Annotated in this window: 16 protein-coding genes and 1 pseudogene; 2 read left to right on the forward strand and 15 right to left on the reverse strand. The window is 36.7% G+C overall.

Annotated features, from left to right (window positions below):
• Positions 1-115: 115 nt before the first annotated feature.
• The 11 genes from D1B33_RS14675 to D1B33_RS14735 form a co-directional block, all read right to left on the reverse strand.
• Complete coding sequence (locus tag D1B33_RS14675) at positions 116-1165, reverse strand: serine hydrolase domain-containing protein (protein ID WP_118877154.1); 1050 nt, start codon at positions 1163-1165, stop codon at positions 116-118.
• A 115-nt stretch (positions 1166-1280) separates the two neighbouring features.
• The gene (locus D1B33_RS14680; protein ID WP_118877155.1) at positions 1281-1706 is read right to left on the reverse strand and encodes a hypothetical protein; all 426 of its coding nucleotides are present in this window, start codon (positions 1704-1706) and stop codon (positions 1281-1283) included.
• A gap of 433 nt (positions 1707-2139) precedes the next feature.
• Entirely contained in the window at positions 2140-3570 is a 1431-nt protein-coding gene (gene uxaC / locus D1B33_RS14690; protein WP_118877156.1) for a glucuronate isomerase, read from the reverse strand.
• Entirely contained in the window at positions 3571-5121 is a 1551-nt protein-coding gene (locus tag D1B33_RS14695; protein ID WP_118877157.1) for an MFS transporter, read from the reverse strand. It abuts the gene before it with no gap.
• An 89-nt stretch (positions 5122-5210) separates the two neighbouring features.
• Positions 5211-5294, reverse strand: a complete 84-nt coding sequence (locus D1B33_RS18890) for a hypothetical protein (protein WP_407656746.1) — start codon at positions 5292-5294, stop codon at positions 5211-5213.
• Between the two features lie 202 nt (positions 5295-5496).
• The gene (locus D1B33_RS14705) at positions 5497-6189 is read right to left on the reverse strand and encodes a GntR family transcriptional regulator (protein ID WP_118877158.1); all 693 of its coding nucleotides are present in this window, start codon (positions 6187-6189) and stop codon (positions 5497-5499) included.
• 317 nt (positions 6190-6506) lie between these two features.
• Positions 6507-6740, reverse strand: coding sequence for a hypothetical protein (locus D1B33_RS14710; RefSeq protein ID WP_118877159.1), 234 nt, complete (start codon positions 6738-6740; stop codon positions 6507-6509).
• Between the two features lie 387 nt (positions 6741-7127).
• On the reverse strand, positions 7128-7580 hold the full coding sequence (locus tag D1B33_RS14720; protein ID WP_118877160.1) for a GNAT family N-acetyltransferase: 453 nt from the start codon (positions 7578-7580) through the stop codon (positions 7128-7130).
• Between the two features lie 216 nt (positions 7581-7796).
• Positions 7797-8315, reverse strand: a complete 519-nt coding sequence (locus D1B33_RS18670) for a general stress protein (protein ID WP_118877161.1) — start codon at positions 8313-8315, stop codon at positions 7797-7799.
• Positions 8316-8624: 309 nt separating this feature from the next.
• Entirely contained in the window at positions 8625-10040 is a 1416-nt protein-coding gene (locus tag D1B33_RS14730; RefSeq protein ID WP_118877162.1) for a YfcC family protein, read from the reverse strand.
• Positions 10041-10724: 684 nt separating this feature from the next.
• Complete coding sequence (locus tag D1B33_RS14735; RefSeq protein WP_118877163.1) at positions 10725-10934, reverse strand: hypothetical protein; 210 nt, start codon at positions 10932-10934, stop codon at positions 10725-10727.
• 314 nt (positions 10935-11248) lie between these two features.
• Here D1B33_RS14735 and D1B33_RS14740 point away from each other — a divergent pair, with 314 nt between their 5' ends.
• Both D1B33_RS14740 and D1B33_RS14745 read left to right on the forward strand, forming a co-directional pair.
• A complete protein-coding gene (locus D1B33_RS14740; RefSeq protein WP_118877164.1) occupies positions 11249-11668 on the forward strand; it encodes a hypothetical protein in 420 nt (139 codons plus the stop codon).
• A gap of 347 nt (positions 11669-12015) precedes the next feature.
• Complete coding sequence (locus tag D1B33_RS14745; RefSeq protein WP_118877165.1) at positions 12016-13263, forward strand: YeeE/YedE family protein; 1248 nt, start codon at positions 12016-12018, stop codon at positions 13261-13263.
• 92 nt (positions 13264-13355) lie between these two features.
• Here D1B33_RS14745 and D1B33_RS14750 read toward each other — a convergent pair whose 3' ends face one another.
• The 4 genes and pseudogenes from D1B33_RS14750 to D1B33_RS14765 all read right to left on the reverse strand — a co-directional run bounded on the left by D1B33_RS14750 (position 13356) and on the right by D1B33_RS14765 (position 18359).
• Positions 13356-14921 carry a sensor domain-containing diguanylate cyclase gene (locus D1B33_RS14750; protein ID WP_118877166.1) on the reverse strand — a complete coding sequence of 522 codons (1566 nt, stop codon included), beginning with the start codon at positions 14919-14921 and terminating at the stop codon, positions 13356-13358.
• Between the two features lie 367 nt (positions 14922-15288).
• Positions 15289-15699, reverse strand: a pseudogene (locus D1B33_RS14755) (DUF4275 family protein); the annotation flags it as partial.
• Between the two features lie 253 nt (positions 15700-15952).
• Positions 15953-17206, reverse strand: coding sequence for an S-layer homology domain-containing protein (locus D1B33_RS14760; RefSeq protein ID WP_118877168.1), 1254 nt, complete (start codon positions 17204-17206; stop codon positions 15953-15955).
• A 271-nt stretch (positions 17207-17477) separates the two neighbouring features.
• A complete protein-coding gene (locus D1B33_RS14765; protein ID WP_118877169.1) occupies positions 17478-18359 on the reverse strand; it encodes a helix-turn-helix transcriptional regulator in 882 nt (293 codons plus the stop codon).
• Positions 18360-18458: the final 99 nt, after the last annotated feature.

The following is an 18458-nucleotide window of genomic DNA, read 5'->3' on the forward strand; positions in this document are numbered from 1 at the left end:
TCCTAAATTAAATTTTTTAAACTTACAGGAATTGGGTTAATCCGCTATATTTACCCTTTCGCCAAGAAAGGGCGCCACTTTTATTCTCGATATGCACACGTTAATGGAAGATACTTTAGTCTTCATGTTTCATAGACATGGCAAGTCGCATCACCAGCCTTACAGGAGTTGCTGGGTTTTCCATTTGATTGACATCTCCAATAAAAAACATATCCTTTTCGGGATAGTAAAATGCTAAGGAACCTGTCGAACCAGAATGACCAATTAACTCACCTTTTCCCATAAAAAGAGTTGCAAGACCATTTAGTGGAACTCTCATATATCCAGCACCGTAATGAATTGGAAGCATAGAAGCCTGCAACCTGTTATTTACTTTTAGTTCATGAAAAACAGTATTATTAAATAACTTTCCTTTAAAGAAAGACTTGATAAATACCATTAATTCACGAGCCGTAGAAACACAACCGCCACTTGCGCGAATGCTCCTAAGTAATTTGGGACGGTATAAGGCAGTGTTCTTATAATAAACATACGGGATAAAATCATCCTCATCTTTTGGGAGATAAGTATTTTTGAGTTCTAAAGGATCAAAAATTAATTGTCTATACACATCATCCAATGTTGAATTAGTAACCATTTCAATTATTTTTCCGAGGATTTCAAAGTTTATATTTGCGTAATGAGCTCTTTTTCCCATATCTGGTGCAAAGTGTGGTTTTATTTCCTTCGTCTTTATTATGGTTTCATTAAAATCAATTTGCACATCCATATAAATAGCACGTTTTCTCGACTTATTGCTACCCTCCTCAATCACATCCCTCAATCCACTTGTATGAAACAATAAGTTCGAGAGTGTAATTCTATTAGAATACTCTCGACCTTTGTATACGTGAAGGTTCCTTAATGTGTCTTTTTTTAAATATTTTGTTATTTCATCATCCAGTGACAGTTTTCCCTGGTCTCTCAAAATAAAAATACAAGTGGTTGTGAACAGCTTTGTGATACTTGCAATAAAGAATGGCGTATCTACATTCTTACCCCCGTACCCAAAACTGTATGAAACATCTCCATTGGAGTTTTCTACAAGAAGAACAGATTCATGTATTTGCTTTTTCTTTGTAACGTTTCCGAAAATTTTTTGGAATTTTTGTTTTTGAATTTCCAAATGGCTAACCTCCCCCAATGTTAATGTTATTCATTACGATTTTGACTGATACCATTGTTCCATTAAATGGCCCTTTAATGAAAAAAGCACTTTCCTTATTTAAGGAAAGCGCCCTTTAATTTAATAAATCTAAAACCACTTCTGTAATCCTTTGCCTTAATACTAATTGAGCTTTTCTAGCTGTTATATTTAAGTCTTCAATATCTTCTGTTTGCTCTTCCCAAGATAATTTGGTTTCATTTTCTAATTTAACCACTTCATCCTCTATCCAATTTCGATAATCCTTATAAATTTTTTCAGCTTTTAATTCGCTTCTGAATAGATTAGGTACCTGATAATGTAAACTGGCAAGCTGTTTTTGGAATTCTATTTCTCCTTGTTCATTTATCATTTTATTAAATTCAAAAAGTAGTTCTTCTATTAGTTTTTTAGGAAACTTTTCATGTTTCATTTTTTGTTCTAAGTTAGATACAGTAATTTCATCTAAATTATTATTCTTAATACTTAAAAAATCATTAAAGAATTTATTAAGCTTGCTCACAAAAAACACCTCCCCTAATAACTACGATTATATCAGTTGGAAGCTATTATAGAATCATAATTACACATTAAAGTTATTCAACAATCTGGCCCGATTGCTGAATAAGGATTGTGCCGTAACTGTTGAGTTTTGAATACTTATAGAAAATTAAAAAGAGGCTGGGACATAACTAGCTTCAAATATTGAGAAAGGTGAATTGAGCGTCCTCAATTTCACCTTTCTCTGTTTTTTGCTATTAATTCTTATGAAGCAGATTTAAACAAGTGCATACTTTCATTCGCTCGACAAGGTCCACCACGTGTTGCTCGGTAAAGACGACACCGACTTTTTCCAACGCGTCTACCGTTTGGAAGACGATTCTCAATCACCAGGTATTCGGATTCTTCTATGTTTACAAACTACGCGACAAGCGGTCCATTTTTTCGCTTTCGAATCAGTTCGGCGCTAGTGAAGACTTTAGGTTAAAATCAAAGTATTCTTGTGCGTTATTATAAGAAATATCCTGAACGATTTGACCTAACCAGGCTAAATCATTTGGGTATTCTCCATTTTCAACCCAATTGCCGACAATATTGCACAATATTCTTCTAAAGTATTCATGGCGGCTATAAGATAAAAAGCTCCGTGAATCCGTCAGCATCCCGATAAATCTGGATAATAATCCGAGATTCCCAAGTACCTTCATTTGCGCCTCCATACCGTCGATGTGATCATTAAACCACCAGGCGGATCCGAACTGTACTTTCGATGGGATACCTCCTTCTTGGAAATTACCGGCCATCGCAGCCAGTACCTCATTATCTTTTGGATTCAGGCCATACAAGATGGTTTTTGGAAGGTTGTGTTCCCGGTCAAGTTCATCCAGTAATTGTGAAAGAGGTACGGCAATCCCCCCATCGCGGAAAGAGTCTGCACCCACATTTGCTCCAATTGCACGGAACAAGCGCGAATTCGCATTTCTCAATGCCCCAATATGATATTGCATTACCCAGCCCTTCTTGTGATAGGCTTTACCGAGATTTACAAGGAGCTGTGTTAAAAATTGATTGTTTTCCTTTAATGAAATGGGCTCATTGTTCAATGCATTGTGTACAATCGCATCAAGTTCTTGCAATGTAGCTGGTTCATAGACAACTGTCTCGATACTGTGATCAGATAATTTACAGCCGATTTCATTGAAATAATCGATCCGGCTTTCCAACGCACGCATGAGGTTCGAGAAATCTGTAATCTCAATTCCGGTCAGCTGTCCAAGCTTACCTGCATACTCTGCCCATAATTGCGTCTGTTGAATGGCCATGATGGCATCCGGACGAAATGCCGGCAACACGGTAGTCGAAAACTCTTGATCCTCTTGAATCATCTTATGATAACGCAAATCATCAATCGGATCGTCTGTTGTACCTATCAGTACGACGTTTGACTGTTCGATTAAACGTCTTGCCGAAAAGTCGGGGTCTTGAATCTTCGCATTACATGCATCCCAAACCTCTTTGGCAGTCGCCCCTTTCAGGATCGTATCCACCTGGAAGTATCGTCTTAGCTCCATGTGTGTCCAATGGTAGAGCGGGTTTCCCATCAGCTTTTCTACGGTTTCAGCCCATTTGACAAATTTCTCGTAGTCATCTGCTTCCCCCGTAATGTAATATTCGTCTACTCCATTTGCTCTCATCGCGCGCCACTTGTAATGGTCGCCGCCAAGCCACAACTCCGTGATATTTTTATATCTTTTATTTTCATAGATTTCACGCGGGTCCAAGTGGCAATGGTAATCATAAATTGGCATTTTAGCAGCAAAGTCGTGATAGAGCACTTTTGCCGTATCTGTTTGCAACAAAAAATCTTTATCCATAAAGGTCTTCAATTAAATCGTCTCCTCTTTAATCTTCTCTGCTTGAGGATAGCCAACAGGCTGTTGGTCATTCCACAAGTCTTCATACTTATACCCCGTAAGTGTTTCCACAACTTCTTTTGTTTTTGGATCGACATCTTCTTTACTGCCGTTGTCTTTCAAACGGTTGACTTCATCCACAAGAATACCGTGTGTTTCTTTGTTTAATTTAAATGTGAAGGCAGTAATTAGCGCCACAAGAAGCAGTCCAACCACTCCAACGAGCATAATGCCTATAATCGTATGAACTGCGCTGTCAGGCTGCGTCGATGCGTTTTGGACAAATCCACCGCCCTCCAAAATTGCCCCTACCAGGAAAGTAGCAAGCGCAACGGAAGACTTTCTAAAGAAAGTCATTACTGAGGCAAAGATTCCTTCGCGTCTTTGTTTCGTAATCATTTCGTCTATATCCGGAATGAATGGGAATGCATTCCAAGGGACAAACTCCAGCATACTTCTTCCGATTTGATAGAAGAACGAAATAATGACTAATGTCAGGATTAAGTTGCTTGGATTTAAGAAATACACTGCCGCATAACCGAAAACACAAAGAATCATTGTTGAATAAGAAATTTTCGCCAAGTTTGCAGGCCCTATCTTGATTATTACGAATCCATAAATGATGGCCCCAGGAATTCCAATAATACTTAAAGAGAGTAAATTAGCCGCAACTTCCGACGAACTATTCAACGCATAAACACAGTAGAAAACAAATACTGCGTTAAACGCATCTTTCGCTGTCATCGAGCTAATATACATCAATAAATGTTTTCGGAAACTCTTTACTTTGAAGGTAGAGGCATAATCAACCATGGTTTGGGCAATCACCTTTAGTCGATCAGCAAAGCTTATTTTCTCATTCTTTTGATCGGCAAATTGCTGCATTACCTCCGGCGGCACTTCCCGTTCCCAAGTGGTGCGGTAAGAGATATAAACACAAACAGCGAAGATAACCGCGAAGATGGCGCCGTTAATTAAAAATGCCGTAGAACTATCTTGGCCAAGCATACCAAATAATTGACCTGGAATAAAGGTTGCCAAAAATGTACCAAGCCCTGAAATAAACATTCTTGCAGTCGAAAGTTTTGTTCGCTTATTAAAATCAGTTGTCATTTCGGATGGAAGTGTCTCCCACGGAATCAATACCATGGCCGCAATAATTTCAAAAGCCAAGTATGTGAACAGATAATAGTAAAAGCTCATACCGTCTACCCAAAGCAATACATAGACGAGCATCAATGGAGAGCCTATGAGCAAGAAAAATCTCCGTCGCCCATATTTCCGGCCCAATTTGAATTTAAAAAAGTTATCCGAGATGGGTCCTACAAATAAACTGACGACAGCATCCACAATCCTGGCAATCGCAATAATGGAAGCAGCCTGAACCGGCGATAAGCCGGCATAAGTTGTAAAGAAGAATAGCAGCCAAGCTCCAATTATGGTAAACGCTCCACCGCCCATCATGTCGGTCAATCCAAATCCAACACTCGTTCTGAGCGTAATTTCCTTATTTTTTCTAGGCATCAATACGCCCTCCTTTTATTTAGTTTTATAAAATCAAAATGGTATAAAGTGATAGCAGACGACTTTCACGCCAAATTGACTTAAATTTTTCAAGGTTTCTTTAAGTTCTGAATATATTGTTCTCTTGGAGGCAATCCGAGTTTAATATCTTCTAGAAGATTCACACTCTCCATCACTTTGGTATGTAAGCCTTACGCGTTGGCCTGCTTTACCACTTCTTCAATCCTTTCGAGCGGCTAAACCTATTCTGCAGGTACATCTTGCAGCACCCATACGAACCTTTAATCCAACAATTCGGCAATGTTATTTTAGCGAGATCGAGTCATTGCCTACTCCGCACCATCAAAAGGCCATTTGCATATTGTTGGCCTCTACTTATTCAGATGAATAGAAATATTCTGGAAACTCGTGAAGCAGAATTTCCTTTTCAAACAGCATCAATCTCATATGTTCTTCCATAAGCTCGACTGCCCTATTTTTATCTTTTTCAGCAATGGCTTGATATATTTCCTTGTGATGGGCCAGTAACAATGCCCAGTCCAAATCTTTTGTATCGATTAATCGCAACAATCGAAAGCGATTTAAATGACCTGCTATATTCTGAATCATTTTCCATGTCCGTTCTTTTCCACAAGCGATAAATAACTCTTTATGAAAATGCTCATCCAAGTCATGAAATTTATCGATTTGTTTTACCTGTTTATGATTGTTTACATGATGCTCTTGCATTTTTAAGTTGACTTCAAGATTGAAGATAGATTTTTCTGCAACGTGGTCACAACATAGTTCGACAATCTTTGTCTCAATGATCTCCCGCACAAACCGAGCCTCTTCAGCAAGATCCAAATTGATGAGTGAAACAAACGTACCTCTCTGCGGGACAATCGTTAACAATTCTTCCTCGGCTAATTTCAAAAAAGCTTCCCTTATTGGCGTGCGGCTGACATTCAATCGATCAGACATCGCTTTTTCGGAAATTTTGGTTCCAGGAGTTAACTTTAATTTTAAAATTCCTGTTTTTATTTCTTCATAAGCAAATTCTTTTGCGTTTACGATATTGTTTACCATCCATCTTCCTCTTTCTTTTATATACTGCATTCCGTATATCAAAAGGGAATGAAAATCACCCTCCTTTCCATCCTCAGTTGCCATACTAGTATACTAATATGGTAGTTATTAACCCATTATAAAAAAGCAATCCACAATTTGGCAAGCGCTTTCATTTATATTTTTGGAATTTTAAGAATACCAATCCATTCATCCAGCTTCATAAAACATATAACATCCCCTCCTAAATTGATGAAACGGAGACTTCCATTTCCAAGTTGGTCAGATGCACATATAAATAATCATGTGATTGATTTTTACCTTTAGCACAAGGTTCATTAATTCATGATGTGTACATTTGGCAATGCGATTGATTCTAAAAATGCTGTATAAAAACCAAATACACTTATGCCATCCGGAACTGTTACAGGATTGTTGATGGCATTTGCAATAAATTCACTGGCATTAAATTGACCACTCGTTATTTTCCCCTCAATAGCAACAAGGAAACCAAAGCCTAAATAAAGTCTTAATATTGTAAGAATGGAAGCAGCAATATTGTTATTCTTCATTTTGGGAGACTGAGAGTATTCAATCATCCTTATTTATTAATTATTTTGCATATTTTTTTGGAAGAATCGGACATTCGAGATTTTCCATTCACCTTTTTACTCTAAAAAAAAGAGAATCATCGTTAAATGATCCTTTAAATTTTCCAAACAGCATTCCATATTCACATTCGGCGATTTGCCCCATTTCCTTTTCATCGAGTGAAAAATCAAAGATGGACAAGTTTTCAAGTTGACGTCCTTTGCCATTCGCTACCTCGATTTCTTTTAGTATGATTGTATATCCCACTTTTATATTGATTGGCAGCAATTAATTCTAGAAGCCATTAACCTCTTTGCTGATTTCTCTAAATAAACGCGCCCGATTGTTGAACAACATATACCTTTAACCTATATATCTTGAGATAAACGAACCATATCCTTGCACTGAATCCCATTTTCAAAAATTTCTTCTGGATAGTGCCTAACAAAAAAATCCCTATCAACACCAACTATTCTAAAGCCACATTTTTGATAAAGCGCCAGTTGCCCTATGCTAGAATTTCCAGTTCCAATTTCAATTGTTTTGTAGCCTTTTGTCTTAGCTACCCTAATTGCATTCATTACCAACCGTTTGCCTATACCTCTACCATGTAGTTCATCTATGACTGCGACATTCACAAGTTCCACTGTCTCTGGTCTAGTTGGAAGTAACACATAAACTCCAATAATTTGCTGTTCTATTTCAGCTATAAAACATTCACCTCTATTAACATATTCCTCAACAATTTCTCTTGATGGATCAGCCAATAATAGCAATTCCATTGGAAGTTTTTCACCCTTATCAAGTTTCCTAATATCCATTTTAATCTCCTTTATTAACTTCTGATTTCTTTGACTATAAGTATACTTCTTCACAATACCTTTTCGCGTTACTAAAGAATCTGGCCCTTTAATGGAAAAAGCACTTTCCTTATTATTCAAGGAAAGCGCCCGATTGTTGAAGATTTTTATTCAACTAACGATCCTAATTAGCACAATAAGAAAACTCAATCTCTCATTTTATATGAAGTAATTAAATTATAAAGTGTGCTTAAAATCTTTGCTTAAACAAGAACGCTTAAGTTTCTTGGTTTTTATTAAATATTTAATGTCAGATAAGTTATCATAAGACAATTGAATATAGAAGTAATTAATAAATTCGAGTATGGCAAAAATAAATATAAATCCGTTGATTAATAACCCTTTGATTGGCAGATTGGGATAGTGAACAAGTATATCAATAATAAATAAAATTATAGAAGAAATTATTATAACTATGTTAATTGTTTTCATTTTTTTCAATAGTCTAACAGTCTTAATTGGAGTTTTAGATTTCTTTTCGGTAATAAGGCGCTTCCATTTGGAATGCCAATAATAAGTTCCTTGAATGAGAATAAACAACAATAAGCAAAATGAAATCCAAAAAGAAAGTAGTGAATATAATTGCAGATTAGGGTATGTGTAATTAATTAAGCAACTAAGAGGTATGAACAATATTATCGCAAATCTTTCCCCTGTATATAAATACTTAAATCGTTTTTCTAAATTGCTCTTCATAGTAAGCACACCTTTTTAATAAAGTTTCGCCTTCGTATAGATACCTGCCTGTTAATTACATTTCTTCACACCCACTTAATTTTAACATAAATATCCACATCTATATTCTTTAGGAATATGTAGTTTAGCACTATATTTGGATTGATTTTACTCACCGAAGTCAGCTAATTAAAAAAGAGGAGTTTTAGCAACTCCTCTTTAGTCTGAAATTAGGCATCATATGTATCTTAATAGAAACCCAGTTCGTCAGGTTTACATCTCTACTTCCACAATTGGAACCAGCTTCATTCTTCTTGTAATCAAATACTCTTAGCCTGTGTATTGAATCATCTGAGCGATAACCAACGTAACAATCCCAATTCCTGAAAATACAAGGAATACCGGCATATAGAAACGAATCCACTTTTGCCAGGATACTCCAGCAATAACGAGTGCAGCCATAAAGTAACCAGACGTCGGGAATAGTATATGGGCAAAGCCATCCCCGAACTGGAACGCAAGTACAGCTGTCTGTCTTGTTACGCCAATCATGTCTGCAAGCGGACCCATGATCGGCATCGTGACTAAGGCCTGTCCACTTCCGGACGGGATAATAAAGTTAATCGTCAGCTGAACCAGATACATACCTACTGCACCGAGGACGGATGGCATCTCGCCGACCATTGAACCTAGGCTGTGAACGATCGAATCCATAATTTGTCCGTCTTCAAGCACAACTGCGACAGAACGGGCAAGTCCAATAATAATGGCTCCCATAAGCACATCACGAAATCCTTCCGTAAACGCGTTAGAGATCTGGGTAGCGTTCAGTCCAGCAATCAGACCGACAACGATTCCCATAAAGATAAATAGACCTGCCATCTCTACCATGAACCAATTGAGCTGAAGCACCCCATAGACTAATATTCCAAGGAAGATAAATGCAGCAACCGAAGCGTATTTTTGTCTTGTGTTCATGCTTTTCGCTTCAATTTTGTCTTTCTGCTTGTAAAGTTCCCTTTTTTCTTGGTCATCTTCATAAACATAGCTGTTTAATGGATTCTTTTGTACCTTTTTTGCATAGCGCATGATGAAGAAAATCCCCACCGATATACAAACAATAAAAAGCGCTAAACGCAAAGGCAATCCTGAAAACACCGGGACACCTACAATTTTTTGCGACAATCCTACGTTTATTGGGTTTAAAACTCCGGTAGTAAATCCGACAACCGTACCGACAAGAGCAATCGCTGCAGCTACAATGGAATCATACCCTAAGGCAATGATTAAGGGCATAATGACAGGAATATAAACTAGCGATAGCTCAGGGGTTCCGATTAATGTTGCTCCAATTGCAAATACTGTTGTTAAAATCGGGATCAGCAAAATACTATTTTTGGCAAAACGGTTTGCCAGCCTGTCCACAACCACTTCAATGATTCCGGTTGTCTTCAGCACCATAAACATACCGCCGATAATAAACGTGAAAAATACAATTTCTCCGGCATCAATTAGTCCCCGTGGAATAACAGTAAGGAAATCAGCTATACCAATTGGTGTAGATTCCACATGTGAAAATGAGTTCGGATCAATCGCTGTTCTTCCCTCCGGACCTGGCACACGCTCAAACTGACCTGCAGGAATAAAGTAAGTCGAAATGGCAGCCAGTGCACTGAAAATAAATAAGATGACATAAATATGCGGAAGTTGAAACTTCTTCTTTTTGATAATTTCTTCGTTTTCCATTTGAAACCTCCATGAAGTTAATTTCCAAAGACGAATGGATCGTTTGTTTTATCATCAACAACTTTTAGATATTTGACCTGAATTTCACTTTATTTACAGTTGCTGACAACACTTATTATACAAGCTTATCAAGCTTGAGTCGTTAGACCTTATAACCAATAAATATAGTTTCATCTGTTAAGGACACACAATGAAAAATTCCGATTTGTTAACACTGAACAACCAAATGTACAATAATACCATTGCATTATGTGCCAATTCATTTTTTAAAAATAATTTGGGGTATAAAAAAACCGCCCCCTTCAGATTATATTAATTCGAAAGAGTCAGCTTCCCACACTATGTAGTTATTACTTACTTTAATAAATCCGATGTTTTGCCTTCATAATTTCCTTATCCCCTAAACCGTAGGGATATTTTAAGCATTTTAGTTTAAAATACTATCTATTAACATGAATACCTAGTTTTCTTATTGATTCAATATTATTCCTGAAAATGGACCGCTTACTGAAAAAGACACAATTCCTCTTCCAGAATTGCGCCCGATTTTTAAAGATAGTTATCCATTCAACTAAAGTCCACGTTAACTCACAAATAGATTGTTCACTATCTGTCCCTAAGTAAGATTAGTTCTAATTAAAAATTCGAAGGTTTTATAGTCCCCGTTAATGTAGAAAATTAAAATTAATTCTTTACACACTCGAAATACGTCATTTCTAAACCTGTTTTTTGAATAATAGGATATCCACCAATGTTAAAACAACTATTGGCTGCTTTTGTTACTTCTGTATAACTAAGATAAAATTGAGAAGCAATTAAAATTGCAAACACCATTAATGACAATAATCCGAATATTACTACCCCTTGTACGGGAGTAATTTTCTTTATACTCATATTCCCACCTCTCTTCAAAACTTCATCTATATTTTAACATAAATATCCAACTTCCTTTTAAGGTTGTTCAACAATCTGGCCCGAACACTGAATAAGTCATCCTTTCTCTTCAAGAGTGGCGTATGATTGTGTATCAAGTACCAGCTGGAAATATAGTCGTACCTACAATAGATAATTTTATGCTACCTATATTCTAGGGTGAAAACTTATCTGCTCCGCGTTCTAGGTAGTGTAATTAAATCCATAATAGGGAATATTTTTTCTTCGTGGTTTTTTAAAAGTTATGCTATATTCAAAGTGTCAGGGGTGAGTTGATGAAAAAGTTTTTAACAATTACCGCCATAATTCTTATATTACTCGGAGCAGCTGGCTATGCTGCGTGGCATTTTGGGACAAATATCGCTTCCGAAAAAATAATCGAAAAAGTGGACTCTACTTTAGATGATGAAAATCTAGAAGAAGTAAAATCCTATATCGAGAACGATTCGAAGGTTCAAGAAATTGTAAACGAGGCAGCAACTACTAATCCGGATACTCTTCCCTTCCAAACTAAGGAAGAAGCAACACGTGTGTTAATCAAAAAAGTGGGCGTTAATCGTTTACTTGAGATTCAGCAACAAGCGCAAAACGGTTCAATTAGTAAGGATGAAGTATTATCCGAAATTGAAGGCAAGCTGTCTGAAGATGAAATTTCTGCATTAAAATATGTTTTATATAAGGAATTGAATAAATAAAACTAGCCTTTTAAAAGTTTAAATTAAAAAAGCAGAAAGCTGAAATTCACATAGGTATTTTCAACACAGCTATTACACTAACTCCAACCACGCGACAGCCTTACAATGTTTCGAGTGTATATGGCAACACATTGTGCTGAGAGTTTAATTTTATATAGGCTCGATTCCTATTTAGGGGAATCGAGTCCTTTTTTTTGATCATTCTTCTACTGTTGCAATTTAAACTAAAGCGTCCTTTAATTGACTAATGATTGGCTGAAAAAAGCTGCTTTCTATTTTTACCATTTACACAACTGCAAAAGTAAGTTAATATCCCTATTAAACAGATATGAAATAGGAGGATTAGAATGAAACAACAAATAGAATATCAACAGAAGCCTTTTATTAAAAATCCAACAACTGTTATACAAGCTCTTAACCCTGTACAAAAACCACTACTATCATTTGGTGTTTTAATTGCAATCATATTATTATTTGCCATTATTAATACAGCCGGGATGACACAGGGTGTTTTATATATTCTTGGATTAGCACTTGGAGTAACATTATTGCATGCTCGTTTTGGCTTTACGTCCGCATTCCGTCGACTCATGTCTGTCGGTAATGTTCAGGGGTTACAAGCACATATGATTATGCTTGCTGTATCAACAACACTATTTGCGGTTATTTTAGGAACTGGCTTTAGCTTTACTGGGGTTGACCCTAGCGGTTATGTTTCGCCAGTCGGTGTAAGTGTCATTTTGGGATCCTTTCTATTCGGAATAGGAATGCAGCTTGGCAATGGGTGTGCATCCGGATTGTTATATAATCTCGGCGGCGGTGCAACGTCCATGCTTATTACATTTGTAACCTTTATGATTGGTTCAACACTGGGCGCTTATCATTTGCCGTTTTGGTTAGGTACTCCTTCATTAGAACCTTTTTCATTGGCTGAATCAACAGGACTAGGATTCTTTGGAGCATGGATTGTACAATTGGCTTTATTTGGTTTTATTTATTTCGCATTAGTTCAATATGCCAAAAGAAAAAATCCCCCAATGATGAAACCACTTGCTACAACAAGTGGGTGGAAGAAAATCTTTAGAGGTTCTTGGCCGTTATTTGCTGCAGGTATTATTCTAGCAATCTTAAATGCTATTGTTCTAGCGGTACGTGGTACACCGTGGGGGGTAACAAGTGCATTCGCTCTTTGGGGAGGGAAAACATTACAAGCAGCGGGTGTTGACGTTCAATCATGGGGATACTTTGCCGGATCTGAGGCTCTTTCCCAGTCTGTATTGGCTGATTCCACAAGTGTCTTGAATTTCGGCATTATTCTTGGTGCATTTATCGCAGCAACTTCCCAAGGTACATTTAAACCGAAGAAAGTTAAACCAGGTGTAGCTGGTGCTTCTATAGTTGGAGGACTCCTAATGGGGTATGGAGCAAGATTAGCATTCGGATGTAATATCGGTGCCTACTTTGGCGGTATTTCATCTTTCAGCTTACACGGATGGGTATGGATGATCTTTGCAATGATCGGTACAGGAGTTGCTTTATTTATTCGACCATTATTTGGATTAAGTAATCCAAAAAAGACAGATACATTCTGTTAATCACGTAAAAATGCCTTCACTTTACAAGTGTAAAGTGAAGGCATTTTTTTACTTTTACTCAGTTTATGAATATCCAATAAAAAGTTGTCCACTTAATGATTGAATATAATAACCCGGTTACGTCCGGCTTTCTTTGCTTCATATAGGGCTTTGTCCGCTAATTCCAATAGTTCTGTGGAATTAGCAGCCATTTCAGGAAATGAGGCAACACCTGCTGAAAATGTAACAGGACGACCAAAAGGACTATCTGTTTTTTCTAATGCTTTGCGAAGACGCTCTGCAATCATATAGGCATCTCGCGCATTCGTTTCGGGTAATAAAATAATAAATTCTTCTCCACCAAATCGGAAACATAAATCTTGTTCGCGTGTAGCCTTTTTCATTTGCTCTGCAAAATACTTTAGGACTTCATCCCCCACTGCATGTCCGTAAATATCATTAATGCTTTTAAAGTGATCTATATCCAGCATAATCGCAGAAAGTTCTTCTTCTTTTTCAGTCCCTGTTTGCAAAATTTCTTCAAGCGTTCGCCTATTCATTACACCTGTCAGTGGGTCTATAGTCGATTTGTCCATAAATAAATTTACCTGACCATGCAAGAAAGAGAAACTTTTAATCATTGCATTTTTTATTTGACGCGCCTCATAATACCAAGCATTCAATTGAATTAATTTTTCCATTTCGCTTTCTTTTACACTTTCTTCAGTCATGTTCGCAATACTTTGCAATGGTTTTGCGATTTTCCCTGCTGCAAAAATAGCAAAAAAGATGGCAACTAAAAGGAGTGGAAGTCCGGTTAAAAACATATTCAACACTAGCTTTTCAACTGAATTGAGAGCAACTGATTGGGGTGTTTGGGCTACTACCCCCCAATGTGTATTTTCCACTGAACTATAACCTGCAAGCATTTTCGTACCAAGCGTGTTTGTCACAACTTGCGCTCCACTTTCACCATTCATAAGACGTTTGACCACTTCATTTTCTGATACGACATCACCGACACGCTCTGGATTTTGATGATAAATAATACGCCCCTCTTTATCCACAACAAATACATAAGATCCGTCATTATAATAATGTTCCCCTAATATCATGTTGAAAAAATTTGAATCATGGAGGTATATCGTCCCGTTAATTAACCCTTCGTATCTTCCTTCTTGTGAAAAGATAGGATATGAAATGGTAATAAGCACTCTACCTGTGGAGGCTGTATATGGTTTTGTGATTGTAGGCTTTTGATTCTTAATCGTTTTTATTCCTTCTTCTGACGTAATGGTTTTTCCCTTAAGACCAAATTCTATTGGTGCCCCTGCAAGTATTAAGCCTTCCTCATTCGCAATCGTCACAGAATTAAATGTCAATTCTTGCTGCTGTAAACGACTAGCTTCTTTAATTAATGTTTCTTCATCATCCATACTACTAGCCATTTCCATAGAACTATACTCAAGAACTTTAAGGGCATTGCTCAAATGCACATCTACCATTTGAGAAAGCTTCTGTGAATATACTCTGTTCGTTTCCAGTGATTGTTCTTTTAATAATTTGATAGTTCCTTGATAACTACTTAAAATACTACTGGCAATAGATAATAAGAAGGCCAATGCAATAACCCCTATTATCAAGGATTTCAATGTTATTTTATTGCTTGTTTTTAGCATTTAATACACCCTTATCTGTTTGTGAAGAGATTATAAAAACGATTCATACATCATTTTTTACAGCTTTAATGTTATACTATTTCTTTATTAATTTAATTATTATTTCCATTAAATTCTGCCAAATTGTCCTAGATTATATCCAAGTTCTACTTTAGTTAAATTCCCTTTGAACAAAATGCTTATGCTTACCTTAATTACTAACTTCACAGTCTCTTATAAACTATAACCTATATATCTAGGTATTGTTCAAATCTGTTGCCCTATTCATGAAAGAAAGACGCATCCCTTATTTCAGAAAAGCGCCGGATTGTTGAGTTTAGGTTTTAGATTTATTGCACGTACTATCGAATAAATAATTAAGGAATCCCTAAAATTTCTGAATAAAGTAAGGGCCAAGTTCACTTTCATGTGTCATGATAAACGTCCATTTAGAATTCCAATCCATTATATATATGTCGCTGTGGTACATATCATATAAATCATATGGAAGTTCTTCTACTGTAAGTGTTCTAGCATTTTCAAGAAGATAAGCTTCATCTATAAATTGATAAAAGATAGTACATTTAATTTTCGATTGCTTATTAAAGGCAGCTATCGCTTCATCTTTCGCAAAACATTTAACCCTTTCCCAACTACATAAGTGCCACAGGAACCCATCCATCCCAATCAATTTTTGTTCTTCATTTGAAAGATGACTTGCAAAACTTGCACGCCATTGCTCACGTAAATAGGTTCCCCATTTCGGTATTTCCATTACCCTCAATTCTTTATATCTTAATTTATTAACCCCTTAACATTTCTTGTTAATACATTGCTTGAAAACCACACACCAGATTTTAACATAAATATCTAGTTATGTTTGAATTTCTTATTCAATTAAAAGGCACTTTAGCTGAACAAGATAAACCCATGCTTACCGCACCACTTCCACTTGCTTTTGCTGAAACAGACTATCGACTATTCTTATTCTTCAATCCTATTTATTTTCAAGAAAAAAGAAGCACATAAAGCGCTTCTAAATTTGCTGACTTTTATCTATTAAAACCTTTTTGATGCAACCGGTAAATTACAGCGGCCATTTGTGCTCTTGTAGTGAAATCATTAGGGCCAAATCGTCCATCGGAATAGCCATCCATAATTCCTTCTTGTTTCATAGTTTCAATCGCTATGTATGCCCAAAAATTTTTGCCTACATCTTTATATGAATTCATGCGATTGTTCGCAGATTGGCTATAAAAACCGGCACTATAAAAGAGCTGTGCCATTTGCGCTCTTGTTAATACGGTATTAGGGGAAAAACGCCCATCGCCAACACCATTCATTATTTTATGTTGCGCTACCAAACTAATCGGTTTTAATGCCCAAAAGCCATCATCGACATCTTTGAATGAAATTCCTTCATTTGTTGGAGACAGCGCTAAAAAGTTGCTCATAATGGCAGCGGCTTGCGCTCTGGTTAAAGAATTGCTCGGCTTATATGTTCGATCCGGATAACCGGATATCCAACCCTTATCTGCTATAAACAGGATTTGTTCTTCGGCCCAATGTCCAGCTACGTCTTTAAATTTTCTTTTATCATATTGATATAAATCCCACTCATCCATCCTTGAGCCTACTATATTTCGATAGTATTCCCCGCCCAAATGGTTATACCCCGCATTGGCAATGTCGTAAAGATATTGTTTGGATGCCTGCTCAAAACTCCATCCACTTTTGACTCTTTCTTCATAATTTGTTTTTGCGAAACCATATCTTTGATTTAATAGCAAGTTCCCAGCCAAATAATCAACCGCTTCTTTATAGGAAGAGAAGGCACGATACCAGTTATCCCTTCTTTTGCCTTCATCGAATACCTTTCGATTTTCTCCATAATCGGCTAAAACAGGAACCGGTTCATAGTCCTCATCTGGTTGCCCCTTAAGTTGCCACGCATTATTCGGATTAACTCCCCATACCTTAATTCCGAATATGTTATTGGCATTTATGGCAATTCTCGTTGTTCCATATCCGCTTTCAAGAATGGCCATTCCAATAACTACACTGGCCGGGATTCCCCACTCTTCATTTGCTTGCATTGCGTAGACAGCAATTTTATCAACAAACGCCTCTTTCATTTGCGTGGATGGAACACCGTATATAGATAAATAAGCATGACTATTTCTCCCTAACTTTTTATCTTCAAATGGCAAGAGATTAACGCCATTTGCACTTGATATCAGCGGGTTTATAGTTGTAAATAACAATAAAAATATAAGCAGTCTCCCAACTCTTGTTGCATTTGCCAATGATATAACTCCCTTATATTAAACTTATAGTCTCAAACTATATCATTATAGTAGCAGTTTTTTATTACCAATAGAGGATAAATCAACATTTATATAGTCCAATTAATGGGTGTGTTCCCAGTAAATTCATCCCCCAATTCTCAGATGAGCTAAACAAAAAAACCACCATTCATCCTTTTGGACAATGATGGTTTCTTGTACATTTTATGGTCTATTTCTTCTGATTGGTTCTCTTTAATGAACTGTTTGTTGCTTACCTTCTCCATAAGGACTATAATTCACTAAAATCTAAATTGCTTGGTTGTTTTGGCAGATGTTCAACGTTAAGCATATTAGTTGTAGGTACTTTTTCCGTTACTTCTTCAAAACGGAATCCATCTGACCAAACCTTTCCTTCGCCAATCAGTAAAACACCAAAGTGGATAGAAGAGCTATCTTCAGGAACATCTAACACGATTGAATAGTGATTCCAATCTGTGGTTCCCTGAATGGATCGATTATCCATATTATCAAATTGAATCGTATCTCCAGCGGCATTATCAATACGAAGCCAAGCACCGCATTTAAGCACATTCTCCGTTTTTAAGAAACATGAAAGCTTTAATCGTTTTCCCTTGTAGCCATGTGCTTGGAAACCTTGCATCATTGTAGCGAAGTGTTGCGAGTTTGCTTCACTTTTTGCATAAAGCAGCCCTGATTTTGTTCCTGTATGAAAAACATTGGAGTCTACTGTTAATTCATACAGTTCAGGGTTAGATCCACTTAAACCCCAGCCTTTAATTTGTTTACTTTGATTCATTTCTTTCTCATCCTCCATCATTCGTACGACTTTTATAAGCTTTCGATATTTTCCCGGTGGCAAGGCGTACACTTCTTTAAACGCTCTTGTAAACGCCTCTTGAGATTGAAAGTGAAATAAGAAAGCAATCGTCAATATAGATTCATCGGTATGCAATAGCAGCGCAGAAGCCGTCGCTAATCGCTGTTGACGTATATATTCGCCAATTGACATACCTGTTTCTTGCTTGAAAATACGCAGTAAATGATATTTTGAGTAACCAATAATCGTTGGAAAAGTATCCAGTTGAATATCGTCCGTCAGATTGCTTTCAATAAATGAAATTACTCTTTGCGTTACGTCACTGTAATACAACTTGCTCACCTCAAAGTCATCATACCGAATGAAGAGAATCTTTTTTTGATCAATCTTGCTAAAGAGATTACTCGTTGCTTAAATTCATACATTTATTTT

It is taken from the genome of Ureibacillus yapensis, assembly GCF_003515775.1.
GTDB lineage: Bacteria > Bacillota > Bacilli > Bacillales_A > Planococcaceae > Ureibacillus > Ureibacillus yapensis.

What these genes read in the sequence shown, in the direction of transcription:
- D1B33_RS14695 (WP_118877157.1), bottom strand. Translation starts at nt 5,121, where the DNA reads ATGCCTAGAAAAAATAAGGAAATTACGCTCAGAACGAGTGTTGGATTT.
- D1B33_RS18890 (WP_407656746.1), bottom strand. Translation starts at nt 5,294, where the DNA reads ATGGAGAGTGTGAATCTTCTAGAAGATATTAAACTCGGATTGCCTCCA.
- D1B33_RS14705 (WP_118877158.1), bottom strand. Translation starts at nt 6,189, where the DNA reads ATGGTAAACAATATCGTAAACGCAAAAGAATTTGCTTATGAAGAAATA.
- D1B33_RS14710 (WP_118877159.1), bottom strand. Translation starts at nt 6,740, where the DNA reads ATGAAGAATAACAATATTGCTGCTTCCATTCTTACAATATTAAGACTT.
- D1B33_RS14720 (WP_118877160.1), bottom strand. Translation starts at nt 7,580, where the DNA reads ATGGATATTAGGAAACTTGATAAGGGTGAAAAACTTCCAATGGAATTG.
- D1B33_RS18670 (WP_118877161.1), bottom strand. Translation starts at nt 8,315, where the DNA reads ATGAAGAGCAATTTAGAAAAACGATTTAAGTATTTATATACAGGGGAA.
- D1B33_RS14730 (WP_118877162.1), bottom strand. Translation starts at nt 10,040, where the DNA reads ATGGAAAACGAAGAAATTATCAAAAAGAAGAAGTTTCAACTTCCGCAT.
- D1B33_RS14735 (WP_118877163.1), bottom strand. Translation starts at nt 10,934, where the DNA reads ATGAGTATAAAGAAAATTACTCCCGTACAAGGGGTAGTAATATTCGGA.
- D1B33_RS14740 (WP_118877164.1), top strand. Translation starts at nt 11,249, where the DNA reads ATGAAAAAGTTTTTAACAATTACCGCCATAATTCTTATATTACTCGGA.
- D1B33_RS14745 (WP_118877165.1), top strand. Translation starts at nt 12,016, where the DNA reads ATGAAACAACAAATAGAATATCAACAGAAGCCTTTTATTAAAAATCCA.
- D1B33_RS14750 (WP_118877166.1), bottom strand. Translation starts at nt 14,921, where the DNA reads ATGCTAAAAACAAGCAATAAAATAACATTGAAATCCTTGATAATAGGG.